This is a genomic window from Streptomyces zingiberis (genome assembly GCF_012034935.1).
Lineage (GTDB): Bacteria > Actinomycetota > Actinomycetes > Streptomycetales > Streptomycetaceae > Streptomyces > Streptomyces zingiberis.
In genome coordinates, this window is sequence record NZ_JAATEN010000004.1 from 196276 (window position 1) to 214707 (window position 18432).

The following is an 18432-nucleotide window of genomic DNA, read 5'->3' on the forward strand; positions in this document are numbered from 1 at the left end:
ACCGGATCTCCCGCCGGCCTCCGGGGCCGCGGGGCGGGACCCCCGTCCTGCGGCCCCGTCGGGCGCCGGCTTCGTCGGGCTGTCGCTCGTTCCGGTCCCGGCCGGGGAGTACACCGCCGGGATCTGGGCCACCGACGGCACCGACACCCAGACCCCCCCGATACTGATCGGCGTCCGGGAGGGGTGCTGACCCCAGCCGGCCGTAGGTGAGCCGTGGTGCCGGGAAACCCGGCCCGGTCGCCGCACGTCGACCGGGCCGGGCCGTCGCCCCTCCCGGGAGCGCCCGCATCCGTGGACCGGCCGAGGTGGTCACGGTGCCGGTGGTGGCCGCCGACACCGCCGGGGAAGTGATGCCCGCGGCGGCTCCGGCGACGGCGCAAGCCACGAGGGCAGCTGTCCGGAAGGCGCGTGGGCGTCCCCCCGATTCCGGGTGGGCGCGGCGCCCAGGCCGACCGCGGTGGCGAAGACGAGAAAGGTGAGACCCCCGCCGTCGCCGTCGCGCCGGGACGACCTGGGGTGGCGAACCTGTCGGACCACACCCATGAAACGGGCACGCCGGCCGTGTGGCCGATGGCGGCCCCGCGGCGGTTACCGGAGAGTCATATTCCGCGGTCCGCTGCCGGTGGTGGCTGCGCCGGGCTGTCGCCCGGTGACGTCTGCGCCCGTCGGGCCGGCGCAGCACCGTGGCCGTGTCCGGCTTCGGGGACGGCGTGGCCGGTGCCGCCGCCTCGTCACGCGTGCGGGGCCGTCGCCGGCCGGCTCAGCAGGGCGAACGCGGCGATGGAGGCCGCGTCGGTGATCTCGCCCGCCCGGATCAGGGCCCACCACCCGTCCGGGTCGACCCGGCATTGCCGCATGTCGGCCTCGGTCGGTTCACGCTCGGGCTCGCCGGCCTCCAGGTCCTCGGCCAGGAACACGTGGCAGCTCTGGCTGGCGTATCCGTAGGCGACATGGAGCCGTCCGAGGCTCGTGACGCGTCCGGCCCGCAGTCCCGTCTCCTCACGCAGTTCGCTGCGGGCCAGTTCACCCGGGTCCGTGGTGGGGCGCCCGTCCGGCCAGGAGCCTTGAGGGAACTCCCAGAACCGGCCGCCGGCCGGGTAGCGGTACTGCTGCACCAGGTGGAGCAGATTCCCCTGGCGGGGGATGACCAAGGCGTAGTCCGGCTTGTCCACCACCCCGTACACGCCCAGGTGACCATTGCTGTGCCGGACGTCGTCCTCCCGCACGGTCATCCACGCGTTGCGGTACACCTCGCGGGATCGCAGGGGTTCGATCACCGGGCCACCGCCGGGAGGTCGTCGGCGCGGCCTTCGCCGCTGCCGCGTGCGCACGTTCCGCCGGAGGGGCCGGGGACGGTGAGCGGCCCGGTGGGCCGGGCCCTGACGGGGTCCTGGTGGCGACCATGGGGGTGGATGGCGTCGGCTCCTTCGTGATGCCGGTGGCTCGGTCGGCGGTTCCGCGAGGGTGATTCTCCGTCACCGGGGTCGTGCGGGCACGCCCATGACGGCGCCGGTGACCGTGGTCCGGACGCGGGATCCGTCCGGGAGCGCGCTCGGGGAGGTCCCGGACGGCTACCGGTCCCTGACGGCCTGTTCACCGCTCGCCTTCGGCAGCCGTGCGTCACCCAGCTCTTGCTGCACGGCGACGGCAGCTTGGAGCTCCCCTGGTGTGACATCGTTGACGAAGGTCACATCACCGATCCCGACCGGCAGGGGCAGCCGCTGCAGGCCGTCCCGGTGGCGCACGGTGTCCTGGAGGGCGTTCACCAGCACCTCCGGGTCGAGTATCGGGTGCCAGCTCGGCAGCTCCAGCAGGGACATCACCGCGAAGATCCGGTCGCGCTCCGCTTCGGTGAGCAGGCCGCGGCGCCACGCGATGACGGTGGTGAGCGCCATGTCCACACAGACGGCTTCGCCGTGCAGGAGCTCGGGCAGAGCGCGCATCTCCACCGTGGGGCTGAAGGTGTGCCCGTAGTCGACGCAGCGCTCGAGTGTGGCCTCCCACAGATTGGGCTGCAATTCATCGAGCATTCCGTGGATCGCGGAGTGCAGCACCGACCGTGCGGCCCGGTCGCCCGCTGCCGATACTCCCTGGAACTTCTCGTCCAGCAGGGTGGGACCGTACTCCTCGAGGGAGCCGAAAAGCGCGCGGTCCTTGATCAGGGCGATCTTCAGGATCTCGGCGAGGCCGTTGCCGATGTGGCGCCGGTCCAGGGTGCCCAGGAACTGGCGGTCCAGGAGCGTGAGGTCCGCGGGCGTGTAGGTGCCCAGCCGGTTCTTGTGGCCGTTGAAGTTCACGCCCGTCTTGACACCGACACCGGCGTCCACCAGCCCGATCAGGGTGGTGGGAACCCTCACGAACGGGGCGCCCCGGCGGTACAGGCTCGCGGCCAGCCCGACGATGTCCATCAGCACGCCACCGCCGATGACGATGAGCGGCTCCTTGCGGCGTGCCACGCCGAAGGTGTCGAGCTCGCTCACGATGCGTGTCGCCGTGTCCAGGTTCTTGAGCGTTTCGTTCGCTTCCACCACCATGATCGAGTAGTCGAAGCCGTGGAATTCGAAGTAGGACCGGATGCGATCCCCGTGCATTAATTCGACATTTCTGTCCACGACGATGAAGCGGCGCGCCCTGTCGCTGGTTCCCGCGCCCTGCTCCAGGAGGTCGGTGCACTCGGGCCGGAAGATTCCGTCCCGGAGCCGGACCTCATAACTGATCTGTTTCTGGGCGCGCACCAGCCATTCCTGTGAGTGGTCCTTGAAGTAGAGGCCCGAAGAGGTGTCGGTCAGGCTGTTACCGGTCATTCCCCGTTCTCCTTCTGTTCTGTCCTGCCGAGTGACGCTGTTCGTTGCCGCGCCCAGCGCAGATCGGCGAGCAACCGGGCGCGATCCCCGTCGCGGTAGTCGTTCTCCAGGACCGCGGCCCGGACCGGGACCCCGTGGTCGCGCAGCGCGCGGAGGGTGTCGTCGAGCCGGCCGGTACCGGTGCCCAGGGGTGGGCCGGCGCCGGTGGCCGGGGGGCCTTCCTTGAGGTGTATCTGGTCGGCCAGGACGTCGCTCAGCTCGGCGACGAGCACGTCACATGCCAGTCCGGCCGTGACCGGGTTGAACGTGTCGAGCAGGACGCGGAACGCCGGCGAGGCGACCCGTCGGACGAGCGTGCGCGCCTGCTCGCCGGTGAGTACGTTCTCACTCGCCACGAGGAGGCCCCGGGCCTCGGCTTCCGCGGCGGCCCAGGCCAGCACCTCGGCGGTGTGTTCCAGGGCGGCCGGTCCGTCGATGCCGCTGCGACGGAAGCTGGGCACGAACGCGAGCGGCACGGCGAGCGCGTGAGCGGTGTCCAGGAGGCGTTCCAGGACCGGGCGCGCCGCCGGTGACATCAAGCCGACATCGTTGAGGTGGTTCCCCCCGACCGCGAGCAGCCGCACGCCGGTGCACTCCGCAGCCGCGCGTATCGCGTCGAGGCGGCCGGGCCCGTCGAGCCACTCGCCCCGCCCGGGGCCGCCGAGATCCAGTTGCAGGCCGTCGGCTCCGACGGTCCGGGCCAGGTGCAGCGCCTCGGCCCCGGAGACGGGGAGCCGCCATTCGGCCAGGCCCACCTGGCAGTTCATGACCCCACCGGCCGGTTCTGGGAGACCGGTGCCGAGCCGTACGCCGACCACCACCGCCCGTCGTCACCCACCACCAGGCTCTCGCCGTGGTACTTCTCTCCGGCCGTCACGGCCAGTTCGCGGGCCACCGCGTCGAAGGCGGAGGGCTTCATGTAGGAGGTGTAGTCGAAGTCGTCAGGTCGCCGGCTGCGGATGCCCGGGCTGTCCACCATGCCGGCGGGCAGCACCTGCACGACGCGCACCTGTGAGCTGTCCTCCTCCTGGGCGACGGAGTCCAGCAGCGTCTTCGACGCCGCTTTCGTGGCGGCGTAGCCGGCTCTCCCCGGACCGGCGTTGAAGGCGACCTCGGACGAGACGCCGAGGAAGAGCCCCGGCGCGGCGGCGCGCAGTGACGGCAGGGCCGCCGCCAGGGTGAGCCACAGACCTGTGGTGTTGACGGCCAGCTGGTCCAGCCACTCCTGCTCGGTCACGTCGCTGAGCGGGGCCCGCCCGGCGCCGTAGTGAACGGAGGCGAAACACACCGCGTGGAGGGGGCCCTGCGCGAGATCACGCAGTCGCGAGCGTGCCTGTTGCCGCTGTGTGAGGTCGAGTCCTTCCCAGCACAGCGCTTCGGAGCCCGGACCGGCGGGGCGGCTGCGGCTGCAGACGGTCACCTCGGCGCCCGCGGCGGCCCAGGCGTCGGCGATGCCGCGGCCGATGCCCGTCGAGCCGCCGACCACGAGGGCGCGGTGGCCGGCGAGCGGTGTGTCGTTCCTCATGTCTGCTCCCTGTCGTTGACGCGCACGCCGAGTTTGACGAGCCGCCGGCCGTCGATGACGCGGTGACGTGAGCCCGCCAGGGTTCGCATGACGCGGGCCGCGCCGGCGAGATCGGTGTCGTGCGTGATGAGGTCCCGGTAGTGCTCCGGGTCGCGGGCGAGTTCCGCGGCGGCGTCGAGGAGATGCCCGTTGGCCACGCCCCGGTGCCCGAACAGGCGCACACCTTGTGCGGTGGTGGTGATGCTGGCGGGGTCGGGAATGCCACCGCAGTTGGCCGCGCGGAGGGCGGTGAGGTCGAGTCCGGGCAACGACGGCGTGCTCGCTCCCGGGGGCAGTCCACCGACGATGTCCACGGCGAGGCCGGGCCCGGCAACGGCGAGCACCGCCTCCAACGCGGCCACGGTGGCGTCCCGGGGCGTGGCCACCAGCGCTGTGACCGGAGCGTCCCACCGGGCGGTGGCCAGTTCCCCGGCACCGAGCAGCAGATCGGCGTGGTGTGGCCCCGCCCGGCTGAAGGCCCTGCCGTCCGGGGTGTGGTGGACCAGCGCCACCCGCACGTCCTCGCCCAGCCAGCGACAGGCGGCACGGACGGCGAGGTGCCCGACCGTGCCGTCCCCGACGACCAGCAGGGTGCGGGGGGCGAAGGCGCGCAGCTCCGTCAGCGCGTAGCGGACGACTGCGAGCGGCTCCAGCAGGGGTGCCAGGCTGACGTCCGTGGCCGCGGGGAGCGGCAGGACCATGCCGCCGGCGAGCGCCGCGGCCGGCAGCAGCGTGCGTTCCTGCAACAGTCCCTCGACGTTGTGCCCCAGCAGGAAACCCGGGTCCGTCGGATGGGTCGGGTTGACGGCGACCAAGGTGCCCGGCGCGCACCAGTCGGGTACGCCCGCGCCGGCCGTCACCACGCGGGCGATCCCCTCGTGGCCGATCACCGGGGAGGGGTCGTCGCGCAGGCCGCGCAGCATCTGGATGTCGGTGCCGCACAACCCCGCGTACAGCGTCGCGATGCTCAGCTCCCCGGGCCCCGGCGTCGCGGTGGGCCGGGTGCCGACGGCGACGGTGGTGCTCGTCCGGATGATCGCGCGGTGCCCGGTCATGCCGCCTCCCCGGCCAGCGCGGCGAGCCCGGCGCCGATGAGTCCGTCCGCCTGGCCCGGGCCGCAGACGACGATGCGCTCGCGTACCCAGCCGGGATCCCGTGTGCTGGTGAGGTACAGGCCGGAACGGTCCAGGTGCCTCAGGAGCGCGTCGCGGTAGTGGTCACCGAGGCCCGCCGCGACACCTCCGGTGAAGGCGGCGAGGCCGATCTGCGGATCAAGGCACAGGGCGACGCGCAGGACGTCGGCCACCGGGCCGGTCGCCGCGTCGAGCAGCCGGGTCGCCAGCGGGTCGTCTTCGTCCAGCGCTTCCGCCAGCGCCGTCTCGAACTCCGTTCCGGAGGCGAGCCGAGCGCCGATCCGGGAAGCGTTCCACGGCCCGGGCGCGCGGTCCCGCATGACGCCGCTGAGCCGGCGGATACCCGGCCCGGAGGAGAACGCCGCCACATGCCCCGGCTCGCCGCAGTCGCAGCGCAGGTCGACCGGGAGGCCGTCGAGGACGACGGAGGCGGGCAGGTGACCGATCTCGCCTTGCAGACCGCATCCGTCGAGGGGGATCTCACCGGTGCGCCGGTCGATGCTGCGGCAGGCGATTCCGGTGCTGATCGTGGTGAGCAGGATCTTGCACCGGTCAGGTGCGGTCCGCGATTCCGCCAGGTGCAGCAAGGCCGCGGTGACGTCGTTGACGACGTGCCACCGCACGTCGGGCCGGGCCGAACGCAGGGCGGCGAGCAGGTCGAAGGGCTGGGTGTGCGCGCCCCACAGGGGAGCGGAGGCGTAAACGGTCCCGGTGCGGTGGTCGAGCGCCGCACCGAAGGAGACCCCGGCGACGCCCCCGCGGGGAACCGGCCGGGCCACGGCCCGCACCAGTGCCGACTGCAATGCGTCGACGGCGGCGTCCGGCCGGCGGGTCCGGCTCGGCGACGGGCTGCGCCGCACCTGCCCCAGCCCGCGCTCCGGTGACCAGTCGGCCCAGCGCAGATGCGTTCCTCCGATGTCGAAGACGGTGATGGAAGGTCGGGTCGTGTCCAACGCGTGATCCCCCGGTGGCGATGGTGATGGTTACTGACTGGGGCGGCCGTCTCCGTCAGCTGTCCGAAGCAGGAGAGCCGCGAGACTCACCGCCAGGGAGACCACGACCAGGGAGCCGATCGCGGTGCGCAGCTGGGTGAACTCGGCGACCTGTCCGACGACCACGGGACCGAGCAGCAGCCCGGCATAGCCGATGGAGGCGGTGAGGCCGATGACGGCCCCGCGGCGTTCGGCCGGGGCGTTCCGGCCGGCCACGCTGTACACGGTGGGGGCCGCCGCCGAGATGGCCAGGCCGGTGACGGCGAATCCGGCCAGCGCGACCAGAGGCCGCTGCGACGAGGCGACGACCAGCACCCCCAGCGCGGACACGAGCCCCGACAGCAGCAGCACGACACGGTCGGACCACCGCGTGGACAGCCAGTGGCCGGCGAGCCTGCCCAGCGCCATCGAGCCGGCGAACACCCCCGGTGCGAGGCCCGCCAGGCTGGGTGAGGCACCGACCCCGTCCACCAGGAACACGGCACTCCACTGCTGGACCCCGCTCTCCACCAGCATGGCCAGCGCGGCGAGCAGACCGAACCCGAGGACGACCGCGTTGATCCTGCGGCGGCCGGCCGGCTTGTCCGGCGTGTGCGCGCGGCCCAAGCGCGGTGGCACCCTTCCGCGGAGCGCCCATCCGCCCGCGATGGTGACGACGGCCAGCCCGGCGAGCGGCCAGGTGACCGATATCCCGACGGCATGGGTGACGCCGGTGGTCACGGTGCCGGCCAGCAGGCCCACGCTGAACAGGGCATGGGCCCGGTTGAGCACCCGCCCGCCCGTCTCGGCCTCGACCGTCGCGGCCAGACTGTTGATCACGACATCGCAGCAGCCCGATCCGAATCCGAAGAACAGGAGCGTCACGACCAGGGTGGTCATGGACGTGGCCAGCGTCGGCAACGAGGCCACCGCGGCGAACAGGAACAGCGATCCGAGTACCACCGGCCTTCCGTAACGGTCCAGCAGCCGGCCGGTCAGAAACATCGCGGGCGCCGCCGCGAGGCCCACACACGCGAGCGCGGTGCCGAGTTCACCGTCGGAGACACCGGTGTTGCTCTTGATCTCCGGCAGCGCCGCGGCGTACAGGCCCCACAGCAGTCCGAACGCGCCGAAGCCCAGGAAGACCGTGCTGCCTCGCAGCCTGGTCGCGCCGGTCACAGCGGTGTTTTCCATGCGGCTCCTCTCAACGGGCTGCGCGCACAAGGGCCGCGCCGCCGTCCACGTTGACGGCCTGGCCGGTGATGTGCGCCGCTGCCGGCGAGCACAGGAACGAGACGGCCTGGGCGACGTCGTCCGCCGTCTGCTCACGATCGGTCGGTGTCGCGCCGGTGACCTGCCGGAGCGGCACCCGGTCGCGCACCACTTCCTCGAACTCGGCCCGGTCGACCAACTGCCACTGCCGGCTCCAGACGAACCCGGGACGGACCAGGTTGACCCTGATGCCGCGCTCGGCCAGGAGCGTGGCCAGTGAGTGATTCCAGTGCTCCAGGGCTGCCTTGGCGGCCCCATAGGCGGGCGAGACGATCCACGGCATGGTGGCGGCGATGGAGCTGACGTTGCAGATCGCGGCGCCCGGCACCAGCCGTCCGGCGAGGAGCCTGGTGACCCGGTAGACGCCGGAGAGGTTGAGGTCGATGATGTCGTCCCACACCTTCGGCGGCGGCCAGGCCACGTCCTCGATGGGCTCCACCGGTGGCTGCCGTTCCCCGCCGAGGACGTTGACCAGCACGGCGACTTCTCCGGGGACGGCCTCGGCCAGGGTGGCCAGCCCCTCGTCGGTGCGCAGGTCGCAGCAGAGCGGTTCCGCTCCGCCGGGTAAGCCGGGTAAGGAGGTCACCGGCTCCGCCAGGTCGACGGCGACCACGCGGGAGACGACGTTCCCGGCGAGCAGGGAGCGGACCACGGCACGGCCGATTCCCCCGTTGGCGGCGGTGACGACGGCGACACTCATGCCAGAGCCCCCTCGGCCGACCCGGCGATGACCCCGTAGTCCTCGACGAGCCGTGCCATCGTGTACCGCTCCAGGGCGTCGCTGCGGGCCTGCTCGCCGAGTCGGCGGCGCAGGGCGGGGTCGTCGAGCAGCCGGGTGAGCGCGGCCCGGACCCCGGCGAGGTCGGCCGGATCGACCAGGAGCCCGTTGCGCTCGTGGGTCACCTGCTGCCGCAGTCCTCCCACCGCCGAGGCCACGACCGCCCGGCCCTTGACCATCGCCTCGGTCACGGTCAGGCCGAAGCCCTCTTCGAGACTCTTCTGCACAACCACGTCCGCCCGGCGCTGCAAAGCGTTGACCAGCAGCGCATTGCCCAGCGGGTTCCGCATCGACACATTGACCAGATGCACCCGTGCCCGGTCCGCCGGCGTCAGTCCGGCAAGCGTCTCCTCGACGTCGGCAAGGACGGCCAGGCCTTCGGGGTCGTCCGGTATCTCGGTGGGGTCGGTGCCGGCGAGCACCAGGTGTACATCCGGGGGGAGGCCCACGACGGAACGCACCACGCCCGGCATGTCCTTGAGCGGATCCCAGCGCGAGACCTGTAACACCACACGGGCGCCGGCCGGCAAGAGCGCGCGCTGGACGACCCTGACGTCCGAAGCGGTGCGGTCCGCGGTCAGTCCTGCCCTGTCCAGCAGCGCGGCGACCTCCGGTGGCTCCAGATGCCGGTTCTTCGGTGCGGAGGGGTCGATCGCCGGCGCGGCGACGAACCTGCCGGCCGCCGGTACGGACGGGGGAGCGAACTCCGGCAAGGTCGTGACCACCGCGTCGACCGCGGAGAGTTCCGCCTCGAAGGCGTGCCAGACGGCACCGGGTCCCCGGTCCCGTGGGACGTCCGCTCCGACATGGCAATGCCAGACCACACGGGCGCCCGTGGCTCTCACCGCCGGAGCGAGTCCGAGCGTCTGCGGATCGTGGAGGACGACGACATCGTCGCGGGTGAGCCGCTCGGTGAACCAGGGAATCTGCGATGCCAGCCGATCACGGTACGTCCGAAGTAACTCGGGCCGGAGCCGGGCCGGATCGGCGTTGCCGTGCAGAAGGTGGTGCAGGAGCTTGGTCACCGCGTAGAAGCCCTCGTCACCGCAGATCACCGCCCAGCCGACGTCGACTCCCGCGGTCTGCTGGTACGCCACCAGGCCGTGCAGGAGCTCCGCGACCCCACCACCCTGGGCCGTCGCGTTGACGTGTACCAGTCTCCGGCGTTCACCGGTGGGTTCGACCTCCCATGCCGGTGTCGGCATGTCTCCTCCTCCGCTCTGCGTCGATGACCGGCGGCACGCCATGACGGGCGGCCGGCCGGGGTTGGCTCGGATGGTGCTGCGGGGGTCCCGGCAGGCCGCTGCCCGCGCCGGTGGCCGGCGGGGAGCGTGCTCCGGCCGGCGCCGGTCTCTCGGCCCGTACGCCGTCGGCCGCTCCGGCAGCAGTTCCCTTCCGCAGGGGGAGCGTTTTCGGGATCCCGGTCTCCGCGGTTATCGGCCCTTGGGCCGGCGCGGCTGAGATGCTGTTGAGAAAAGAGAATGGCCGACTGCTCGTCATCCGGCCGGCTGGCTCCACCGCCCGGATTGTCGGCAGTGCTGCCGCCCGGATTGACGGCCGGATTGCCGACCGGGTTGCTGACAGTGCCGCCGCTCGATTCCTCGCGGATGATCTGCCGACGGCCATCACAAAGGACGCTAACACGGGAGGGTGGGCGGTGGGATGGCCGTTGGGTAAATGTTCACCGCATCTCCAAAGTCTCGGGGTGTCTGCCGACGCAAAAACCGTCCGCCCGTGCCGAAACCGGCGGGCGGCTCATTTAACGAAGTCGCAACGTGTCTGTGAGGCCGATGATTTTCGGGCACCGGCCGGCCGGTGCGGGAGCGGCGGCCATGAGTTCCGGAAGGACCGCCTGGGTCATCGCTGTGGAAGGCTCCTGCCCATCTCGGAAAAACTGCGCCATGCCCGTATCAGATCCCTGCGGAATCGCGGGACGGAGATGTGGCCCTCCAGTAGCGTGTTCAGTTCCGCACCGCGCTTGAGCAAGTCCACGGACGCGAGCTGTTCGATCAGCGTCACCAGGCCGTTCGTGGTGGGTTCGAATGTGGCGCCCGGAGGGAAGAATCTGGCGGCCTCGACGGGACGGGAGTGGGGAACAACGGTCGAGAGGCCGCTCAGCGCCGCTTCGAGCGGGGTGATACCCAGGGTCTCGTACCGTGAGGTGCACACGAATACCGTTCTTCGCCGTGCCGTCCGGAAGACCGAGTACAGTTCCGCCTTCGCGAGTCTCGCGGTCAGCAGGAACCTGTCGGCATGACGCGCCGGGACATCTCGGAGCAGGGATGTGCGCCGGACGTTGTCGGACTCGTCGCCGCCGATCAGCAGGATTTTCACCGGGAGGCCCCGGTCCATCAGTTCCGTGCCCGCGCTGACCAGCAGGTCGAGGTTCTTGAAGTGGTCGAGCCGGGCCACTGCGGTGCAGAGGGCGAGCTGGGCGGACTCGATGAAATTCAGAATCTCGGCCGCCGGGCGGGTGCTCCGGTCCTTCTCCGGACCGATGGGAGGGCTGACCTCCCGCATGCGTGCCGGGTCCATCCCCCGCCCGACCAGGTAGTCGCGCTGCATCCTGGAGTGCTGAATCACGAAGATGTGGCGTGCGGCGAGGAGTTCGGCGAGTCCCAGTTCCTGCCGGCGCATGATGTGCAGCGCCTTCTCCGGATTCCCGAATGCCTGGAACGTGTCATCCTCGGAGAATTGCTCCGCGAAGTCGTCGAAGAAGGGGCCGTGATGTGTGACGCAGGCAGGTAAGTGGCTGGGATGATACCCCAGCAGGGTGTCGGTTTGATAGTAGAGCATGGGGGGTCCTGTGGCGGTGTCCGTGGCCCGGCGGGTCAGTTCCATGGCTGCGCTGGAGAGCGCGGAGCGGATGTCCGCGGGGTGCATGGAGAAGTTGAAACGCATTACGAGGCACGGCAGGCCGTCCCGGGTGACGGAGTGCAGCGTCGGTGTTCTCTGCCCCTCCTGCCTGCTGTACAGGATGAAGCCGGAGAAGGCCCCGGCTTCCTCAAGACATGCGGCAGCTTCGAGGGCGAAGGACGTTGCGCCCACCGGGGCGGCCATCCCGCGCGATCTCGGAAGATAATGATTGTTGGCGACCAGGACCGCGGGAAGAAGGTTCCCCTTTGCGGGCATACCGCTCTCCGGTGTGACGCGCAGTCTCCGAGGGAGTGTTCTGCCGTTCGAATCGAAAACCCGGTGAGCGGAATTCACCGTGAGGCCGCAAAGAAATCCTGGCCGGCGGCCGCCCTGGCGAGTTCCGCTTTGTTTCCCAGTCCGAGCTTTCTGCGGACCCGCTTGACGTACGTGTCGACCGTGTGGCGGCTGATGCGGAGACGGTAGGCGACCTGGTCGTGCGTCAGCCCCTTGGCGATGCCCGTCAGAACCTGGCGCTCGCGCACGGAGAGGGGCGCGAGTTCGCGTTCCGGAAGGAGGCCGCCGGCCGTGACGTCGCAGGAATGCGGGGTGTAACGGTGGTGTGCGCCGGCCGCGCGCACGGCCGCGACGATCACACGAGGGTTGGCCCGATCGCTCAGATGGCCCGTCATCCCGGGCGCGGCCGGCGCCGGCGGCCCGGCACCTGGCTCCGTGGACGTCATCATCAGGACCCGCAGGCGGGGCGACATGCGTACCCCCGTTCCGGCGGCCGAGGTGACCGAGCCGGCGTTCGGGTCGAGAATCAGCACATTCAGTCCGGTGGTGCACACCTGACGCAGACTCGACCGGGCGAGAAGAACGTCCATGTCGGGCTGCGTGCCGAGTAACTCCCGGAGCGCCCATAAAGTCAGCGGGTTGGCGTGGACGATGCCGACGCCCAAGGCGTTGGAATTGCCAGAGGCATCCTGCGAGGTCATATGGCCTCCTCAAGGTGTGCCGGAAAGAATCTTGTTGCACGCTAACTGTCCGACTGGTGGACTGTCAATGACGATCTTGAATCACGCGGATCCTCACCCCCGGGTTTTGCTGCCGAATTGATCACGAGTGTGAAAATTCATCCTCCGGTCATGAGGCGGCGCCGTCATGGAACACCCTGACGTGCTGTCACGGAGATTTCCGGATGGTTACAGGGCGGGCGCGAACGTCCCCCCTGAAAATTCCCGTTGATGTGCCTGTCACCTGGTGCTCGGACATATCCCGGAGAAGGCGCCGGAGGTGAGCATCCGCCCGATTCCGATGAGTGAGTGGTCGTCGTCCGTCATTCCCAGTCGCACCATGTTCCGCATGCCGTCCGGGTCCATCCCGAAGCATCCCTGCTGGGAAAGTTCATCGCCGAGCAACTCAATGTAACGTTCTCCGATGGCCAGGGCGAAACCTCCGATGACGATGTAGCGAACGATCCCGATCGTGGTGAACATGGCGGCGATGGCACTGCTGAGGTGGCGCAAGCCCCCGCGCAGCACCGCGGTGGCGAACGGATCACCTCCCCGGATCGCCGCGGCCAGGGCCTCGTTGGTGATGCCGTGGGCGCGGCCCTTCGCATGAACGGCCAGCAGTGAGCCGGCGAACCCCGCCGGGTCGCCGCCGGCCGCCCGCCGGGCGGCGGAGAGCATGCCCCGGCCGGACGCGAGGGCACCGAGGTGCCCCCTGCCGCCGCAGTCGCACCGGGCGGCCCCGGGCGACGGATCGCTGCGCCAATGGCCGAGTTCTCCGCCGTACCCGGCGGGGTGCACCAGTACCTCGCCGTTCCGGAACACCTTGTTCCCGATGCCGGAGCTGACCGTGATGAGACAGAACGGTTCGGGTTCGGATTCCGCGTATCGCCAGACGGCGGCGGTGATGTCATTCGCCACCAGCACGGGGCGCCCCAGCCGTTCGCCGAGAACCGCACCGAGAGGCAGTGGCTCGCCGCCTTCTCCCCAGATGGTGGGTGCGGCGGTGACCAGTCCGTCCGAGGTGACCGGCCCGGCGAAGGACAGGCCGACGGCGGGGATCCCCGCGTCGGACGCCTCGGCGTCCAAGTGGTCCGACAGTTCGCTGCTGAGCTGGTCCACCACACCGGCCTGTAGTTCCCGGGCGTCGAGGCCGGGCCTGGCGGTGATCCCCGAGACGGGCCGGCGCCGCACTCCCGACAGGTTGCCGGTGTGCGGGTCCCACCGGGCGATCCGCAGGGTCGTGCCGCCGATGTCCGCCACGACGAGAGGCCGGGCTTCCTGTGCTCCGTCAACGGGCACGCTCTTCCTCCTGTGCGATCCGGGCCCGGACCGCATCCGCCGGACGGTCCGGTTCGGCCGGCTGAACCGAGCCGTTCTCCATCACGATGGACGCGCTGATCCGCGCACCGGCGGGCACCTCGGCGCCCGGAAGCAGCACGCTGTCGTGGACCATGGCTTCCTGCCCGATCCGGACCCCTGGGAAAACCACGCAGCGTTCGACGACTCCGGCGTTGCGCACGTCGGACGGCACGATGGAGGCCCGTATGTTCGCGGCCGTACGCGTGAAGCGCCGCGGGACGTCCGGCCGGATCGTCAGCGGCATGTGACCGAGTGGCAGTGGGGGTGTATCGGCGAGCAGAGCCAGCTGCGCCCGGAGATACCGGTCCACGGTCCCGATGTCCTCCCAGTGCCCTCGCACCAGATGGCCCCGGATCCGCTCGCCGCCCGCCAGCATGGCGGGAATCACGTCACGGCTGATGTCGTGCTGCCAGTCGGTGCCGTCGAGCTGTTCGAGATACCGCTGCAGGCACGCCGTGTCGAAGACGCAGAAGGCGGCGGAGACGAGGTCGCTGGTCGGCTCGGCGGGTTTTTCGACGAAGTTCGTGAGGTTTCCCCTCGCGTCGAACTCCACCATTCCGAAGAGATGGACGTACCGGCGCTGGATGCGCTGATAGGCGAGGGTCAGTGCGGCGCGGGACCGGCGATGCTCCCGCACCATGTCCTGGTAGTCGAAGTGGTAGACGTGGTCGGCATGCAAGATCAGTATCTCGGACGGAGGCCCGCCGAAGACATGCGCGGCCTTGTGGATCAACGCGTCGGCGGTGCCGCGCTCCCGGGGCCCACTGCGCTCGGGGAGCCGCTCCGGCAACGCGCCGGCGGGCAGCCGGCGATATGCGTCGTCGTACGGGCCGAAGTGGACCCGGAAGCCCTGAGAGGAGTTCCACACCCGGTGCAGGTCGTCCATGAGGTGCTGTTCCTCGTACTGGGACAGCAACAGGACCTCGGAGAAGCCGGAGCGGCGGGCGTTGTCCAGGCTGAAGTCGATCAGCCGGCTGGTCCCCCCGAACGGGATGAGGGGTTTCGGCCGGCCGGAAACCAGGCGCCCCATCCGCCGTCCCTCGCCGCCGGCCAGCAGGACGGCGCGCACGTCATCCGCGGCGGAGGCGCTCCGGCCTCGCTCACCGGCCGTTACGGTGGCATTCATCGCTCTGTGTCTCTCCTTGCCGGCTCAGCGCGGAGCCGGTGCCGGGACGACGCGGCCGGCACCTGTGGGGTGAAGGGGCTTGCGCAGCTGCGGATCCACGCACGGCACGCGGCCGGGCCCTCGAGGATCACATGGGCGCGGCGCAGGGACTCCGGATCGGCTCCGCGGCTGCTGACAGCCACGCAGATGGCCTGTTCGACCAAGCCCTCCTTCGCCATCCGGCCGGCGGCCTCGAACATGGCCACGTCTCCGTGGTCGTCACCGGCCACGACGACCCTCCGAGGGCGCCACCGCCGGACCATCTCGGTGACGGCGTCTCCCTTGTGGGGTGAGGAAGGAGGCCTCAGTTCGGTCCATCCGCGCCCGGCCACCACGTCCAGTCCGGACGCGGATGCCAGAGAGATCAACCGGGACAGCCGGTTCGCGGCACGGTCGGCAGGCGCCCGCGGGTGGTGAAGCGCCAGGACGACTCCCTTGTCCTCGACGTGCATCTCCGGCGGGCAGAGCCGGAGTTCGCGGATGGTCCGTGCCATCCGCCGTACCGTGGGGAGGTGCGGCAGCGACCGGGGGTGCGGCAGAGGCTCACCGCAATACGGTGCGAGCAGTTCCGCGCCGTGCACACCGGCGATCCACAGCGGCGAGGCGAGGATCTCGCGCGCGTTGAGGGCACGGCGGCCGGTCACGCAGACGAGGGCGAGCCGCGGGAGCGACAGCAGACGCCGGCAGAGTTCACGGAGATCCGCCGTGTGACGCGCCATCTCCGGTGAGGACGTGTACGCCGGAATGAGGGTGCCGTCGAGGTCGGTGAGGATGAGCGTGTCCACGGCGGAGAACGGGGTGACCACGGCGTGGCCCGATATCCGGTTGCCGTCGCCGGGGCGACCGCCATCTCCCACGGCGTGGTTCATGGCGTCACCCCGGCCGAGGACCGGCGCAGCCGCGGGGCCGGGACGAACAGGAACAGGGCGATGACGGCCAGGACGGTGAAGCCCACGCTCAGGCCCCCGATCGAGGCGGAGAGGCCGACGGCCACGGGCCCGATGAAGTAACCCGAGTAGCCGATGGTGGAGACCACGGAGATCGCACGGCCCCGGAGATGCTCCGGCCCGGCCCGGCCCGCCGCCGCGAACAGGGCGGGTGCCGCCGGGGCCAGGCCGAACCCTGTGACGGCGAAGCCGGCCAGGGCGAGCAGGGGCGAGGGCGACCACGCGGCGATGAGCAGACCGCATCCGGCGACGATCGCGGAGGCGCGCAGGGTGGGGACGAGCGCCGTCGCACGGGCGGTGCGGTGCACGTACAGGCGGCCGGCGAACATGCAGAGCGCGAAGACTCCTGGAGCCAGACTGGCCAGTCCGGGGGCGGCCCCCAGTTCGAACTCCATCCGGTTGCTGCTCCACTGCTGGACGGCGTTCTCCACGAGGAGCGCCACCGCGACGGTCAGGCCGAGGAGGACCAGGATCTGCCGTGAGCCCACCGCCGCCGGGCTCTCCGCCGGCTGGGGTGCGGACGCCGCGGTACCACCCGTCGCCGCCAGGGGTACGGCAGACGCCACCAGCAACAGGGTGGCGGTACCGAGCATCGCCCACGGTGGCGCCCCGAGTTCACGTCCCGCCGCGACGGCCACGCTCGCCGCGACCCCCGCGACGGGGAACATGGCCTGGGCGGACTGTACGAAGCTCCGCCCCGAACGGGACTCCTCGGCCACGGTGGCCGAGTTGAGGGCGACATCCACCACGCCCGAGGCCGCGCCGAGCAGCGCGAGGCAGCCGGCCAGGGCCACGGCGTCACTCGCCCCTCCCAGTACGGGAGCGACGGCGCCCATCGCGACGAGCCCGCCCTTGAGGACCGGCCCGCCATGGCGGTCGTATGCGCGACCCGAAAGGATCATGGCGGGCAGCGCGCACACCGGCACGGCGAGCAGGAGGAGGCCCAGGGCCCCGTCGTCCACGCCGGTGGTCCGCTTGACCTCCGGGATCAGGGCGCTCCAGCTTCCCCAGAACCACCCGAACGCCAGCCACGCGGCGCGCAGGGCTCCGCGTTGCGTCCCCTCACGCACCGTGCCCTGCCGGGGGGACGGCGGCTTCCACCCCCTCCAGCAGTCCGCCCCCGAGCAGTTGGAGTTGCCTTTCCGTCCAGCGGGGAAGGGCGAAGCGGGCCGCACGTTCGTGCAGGACATCGCTCGCCGCGGCCCGCTCGGGCGGCGACATGGAGAGCGCGCCGGTCAGAGCGCCGGCCTGGTCGACCAGGTCATGCGGATGCACCAGCAGGGCGCCGTCACCGAGGCACTCGGCGGCGCCGCACGTACGGGACATCACGAGAACGGGCTTGCGTGTCCCCACGGCGATCGCTTCGAAGGCGGTCAGATTCTGCCCGTCGGCGATGGAGTTGAGCACCACCGCGTCCGCCCGTGCCAGGCAACCGAGCGTGAGGCTCCGATCGTTGCCCACCAGCATGCGGATCCTTTCCTCCCCGAAGTGGCCGTTCGCCGCGGCGACCGCCTGCTCGGTCTTCTTCAGGTACTCGGCGTTGGCGCCGATGTGAAGCCGGTGAGGATTGATCCGCAGCAGCAGCCGGGCGTCGGCCACCGCCGAGTGATCTGTGGCGATCCGGAAGGCGGCCACCGCCCGGTGCGCGTTCTTGATCGGATCGGTTCTTCCCGAGTGCACCACGAGGGACCGGTGGCCCACCCATGCGTCCAGTTCCTCCGGCCAGGATCGCGGAAGCCCTGTCAGGGCGTCCGGGCTGTAGCTCAGAGGTTCGGCGACGACACGGACCTCCCGGCCGCCGAGGCGCACGGTCCCCGCGCCGTGATCGACCTGGGCCCCGGGCACCAGGTCTTCGACGCAGCGCAGGAAGTTCCTGCACCACCGCCGGGCGAAGAAGCACACCACGTCCGCCCCGAGCAGCCCGTGCAGGAGATCGTCGACGAACTGGCGCGGCAGAAGCGTCAGGCCGTCCGGGCCGGGCCAGGCGATGTGATGGAAGAACAGGACCCGGGCCGTGGGGTCGGCCCGGCGCAGCCGGGCAGGGACCATGCTGAGCTGGTAGTCGTGGATCAGATAGCCGGCGCCCGCCCCGGGGGACTGGGACAGGAGCGCCTCGGTGATGTCCTCGTTGAGGGCGTGGAGCGACTCCCAGGCACGCCGGGAGGCACCGTCGAAGGCGGGCGCGCTCCATCGGTCCCAGAGGTTGTGCATCGTGTGCCACAGCACCTCGGTGGTCAGGCCGTAGTGCTCCGCGGACAGAGTCTCGGGAGCGTGCCGGACCAGGCGGACCCGGATCTCCTGACCGCCCGCCGCCCGCACCGTCACACCGTCGGGTGAGCGCTCCGCGAGCGCTCGGTCCTCTTCCGAAGCCGCACTGGAGACGACGGTGGCGCGCAGTCTGCCGGCCATGTCCCCGACGACGCTTCCGGTGCTCACCGAGAGCCGGGGAACGACGCGGTCATGCACCCGCTCATGCACGACGGGTGCCGGCTTCGTCGCGACCAGGACCGATGGACTCTGAGCTGCCATAC

16 protein-coding genes and 1 pseudogene are annotated in these 18432 nt (G+C 70.9%); 1 reads left to right on the forward strand and 16 read right to left on the reverse strand.

All coding sequences use genetic code 11. The features are described from left to right. Positions 1-16 precede the first annotated feature (16 nt). Positions 17-190, forward strand: a pseudogene (locus HCK00_RS27405) (DUF5980 family protein); the annotation flags it as partial. 541 nt (positions 191-731) lie between these two features. On the opposite strand, the gene HCK00_RS06850 reads toward HCK00_RS27405, so the two are convergent. From HCK00_RS06850 to HCK00_RS06925, 16 genes are all read right to left on the reverse strand, one after another. Then, entirely contained in the window at positions 732-1277 is a 546-nt protein-coding gene (locus tag HCK00_RS06850) for an NUDIX domain-containing protein (RefSeq protein WP_311765182.1), read from the reverse strand. 294 nt (positions 1278-1571) lie between these two features. Further along, positions 1572-2804: a sedoheptulose 7-phosphate cyclase gene (locus HCK00_RS06855; RefSeq protein WP_168100869.1), complete on the reverse strand. Its 1233-nt coding sequence runs from the start codon at positions 2802-2804 to the stop codon at positions 1572-1574. Then, positions 2801-3610 (reverse strand): sugar phosphate isomerase/epimerase family protein, encoded by an 810-nt coding sequence (locus HCK00_RS06860; protein ID WP_168100870.1) that lies wholly within the window; start codon positions 3608-3610, stop codon positions 2801-2803. The genes HCK00_RS06855 and HCK00_RS06860 overlap by 4 nt, the downstream gene beginning before the upstream one ends. Next, positions 3607-4368 carry an SDR family NAD(P)-dependent oxidoreductase gene (locus HCK00_RS06865; protein ID WP_168100871.1) on the reverse strand — a complete coding sequence of 254 codons (762 nt, stop codon included), beginning with the start codon at positions 4366-4368 and terminating at the stop codon, positions 3607-3609. Before HCK00_RS06865 ends, HCK00_RS06860 begins: the two co-directional genes overlap by 4 nt. Further along, positions 4365-5462, reverse strand: a complete 1098-nt coding sequence (locus HCK00_RS06870) for an alcohol dehydrogenase catalytic domain-containing protein (RefSeq protein ID WP_168100872.1) — start codon at positions 5460-5462, stop codon at positions 4365-4367. Before HCK00_RS06870 ends, HCK00_RS06865 begins: the two co-directional genes overlap by 4 nt. Then, positions 5459-6493: an ROK family protein gene (locus HCK00_RS06875; RefSeq protein ID WP_168100873.1), complete on the reverse strand. Its 1035-nt coding sequence runs from the start codon at positions 6491-6493 to the stop codon at positions 5459-5461. Before HCK00_RS06875 ends, HCK00_RS06870 begins: the two co-directional genes overlap by 4 nt. Positions 6494-6523: 30 nt before the next feature. Further along, positions 6524-7705: an MFS transporter gene (locus tag HCK00_RS06880; RefSeq protein WP_168100874.1), complete on the reverse strand. Its 1182-nt coding sequence runs from the start codon at positions 7703-7705 to the stop codon at positions 6524-6526. A gap of 10 nt (positions 7706-7715) precedes the next feature. Beyond that, the gene (locus HCK00_RS06885) at positions 7716-8483 is read right to left on the reverse strand and encodes an SDR family NAD(P)-dependent oxidoreductase (protein WP_168100875.1); all 768 of its coding nucleotides are present in this window, start codon (positions 8481-8483) and stop codon (positions 7716-7718) included. After that, positions 8480-9766, reverse strand: coding sequence for a glycosyltransferase (locus HCK00_RS06890; protein ID WP_168100876.1), 1287 nt, complete (start codon positions 9764-9766; stop codon positions 8480-8482). Before HCK00_RS06890 ends, HCK00_RS06885 begins: the two co-directional genes overlap by 4 nt. Positions 9767-10418: 652 nt before the next feature. Next, a complete protein-coding gene (locus HCK00_RS06895) occupies positions 10419-11693 on the reverse strand; it encodes a glycosyltransferase (protein ID WP_168100877.1) in 1275 nt (424 codons plus the stop codon). A 74-nt stretch (positions 11694-11767) separates the two neighbouring features. Further along, positions 11768-12412: a response regulator transcription factor gene (locus HCK00_RS06900; RefSeq protein WP_168100878.1), complete on the reverse strand. Its 645-nt coding sequence runs from the start codon at positions 12410-12412 to the stop codon at positions 11768-11770. Positions 12413-12670: 258 nt separating this feature from the next. Next, complete coding sequence (locus HCK00_RS06905; RefSeq protein ID WP_311765183.1) at positions 12671-13729, reverse strand: ROK family protein; 1059 nt, start codon at positions 13727-13729, stop codon at positions 12671-12673. Beyond that, entirely contained in the window at positions 13719-14915 is a 1197-nt protein-coding gene (locus tag HCK00_RS06910) for a sugar phosphate nucleotidyltransferase (RefSeq protein WP_168100880.1), read from the reverse strand. Before HCK00_RS06910 ends, HCK00_RS06905 begins: the two co-directional genes overlap by 11 nt. Beyond that, positions 14912-15823 carry a trehalose-phosphatase gene (gene otsB / locus HCK00_RS06915; protein ID WP_168100881.1) on the reverse strand — a complete coding sequence of 304 codons (912 nt, stop codon included), beginning with the start codon at positions 15821-15823 and terminating at the stop codon, positions 14912-14914. The genes HCK00_RS06910 and otsB overlap by 4 nt, the downstream gene beginning before the upstream one ends. Next, complete coding sequence (locus tag HCK00_RS28400; protein ID WP_168100882.1) at positions 15820-16971, reverse strand: MFS transporter; 1152 nt, start codon at positions 16969-16971, stop codon at positions 15820-15822. The genes otsB and HCK00_RS28400 overlap by 4 nt, the downstream gene beginning before the upstream one ends. Further along, on the reverse strand, positions 16964-18430 hold the full coding sequence (locus tag HCK00_RS06925; protein ID WP_168100883.1) for a trehalose-6-phosphate synthase: 1467 nt from the start codon (positions 18428-18430) through the stop codon (positions 16964-16966). Before HCK00_RS06925 ends, HCK00_RS28400 begins: the two co-directional genes overlap by 8 nt. Positions 18431-18432: the final 2 nt, after the last annotated feature.

Coding starts and splice junctions, on each gene's coding strand:
- otsB (WP_168100881.1), bottom strand. CDS start 15,823: ATGAACCACGCCGTGGGAGATGGCGGTCGCCCCGGCGACGGCAACCGG.
- HCK00_RS06895 (WP_168100877.1), bottom strand. CDS start 11,693: ATGCCCGCAAAGGGGAACCTTCTTCCCGCGGTCCTGGTCGCCAACAAT.
- HCK00_RS06855 (WP_168100869.1), bottom strand. CDS start 2,804: ATGACCGGTAACAGCCTGACCGACACCTCTTCGGGCCTCTACTTCAAG.
- HCK00_RS06860 (WP_168100870.1), bottom strand. CDS start 3,610: ATGAACTGCCAGGTGGGCCTGGCCGAATGGCGGCTCCCCGTCTCCGGG.
- HCK00_RS06925 (WP_168100883.1), bottom strand. CDS start 18,430: ATGGCAGCTCAGAGTCCATCGGTCCTGGTCGCGACGAAGCCGGCACCC.
- HCK00_RS06890 (WP_168100876.1), bottom strand. CDS start 9,766: ATGCCGACACCGGCATGGGAGGTCGAACCCACCGGTGAACGCCGGAGA.
- HCK00_RS06865 (WP_168100871.1), bottom strand. CDS start 4,368: ATGAGGAACGACACACCGCTCGCCGGCCACCGCGCCCTCGTGGTCGGC.
- HCK00_RS06910 (WP_168100880.1), bottom strand. CDS start 14,915: ATGAATGCCACCGTAACGGCCGGTGAGCGAGGCCGGAGCGCCTCCGCC.
- HCK00_RS06870 (WP_168100872.1), bottom strand. CDS start 5,462: ATGACCGGGCACCGCGCGATCATCCGGACGAGCACCACCGTCGCCGTC.
- HCK00_RS06885 (WP_168100875.1), bottom strand. CDS start 8,483: ATGAGTGTCGCCGTCGTCACCGCCGCCAACGGGGGAATCGGCCGTGCC.
- HCK00_RS06880 (WP_168100874.1), bottom strand. CDS start 7,705: ATGGAAAACACCGCTGTGACCGGCGCGACCAGGCTGCGAGGCAGCACG.
- HCK00_RS06900 (WP_168100878.1), bottom strand. CDS start 12,412: ATGACCTCGCAGGATGCCTCTGGCAATTCCAACGCCTTGGGCGTCGGC.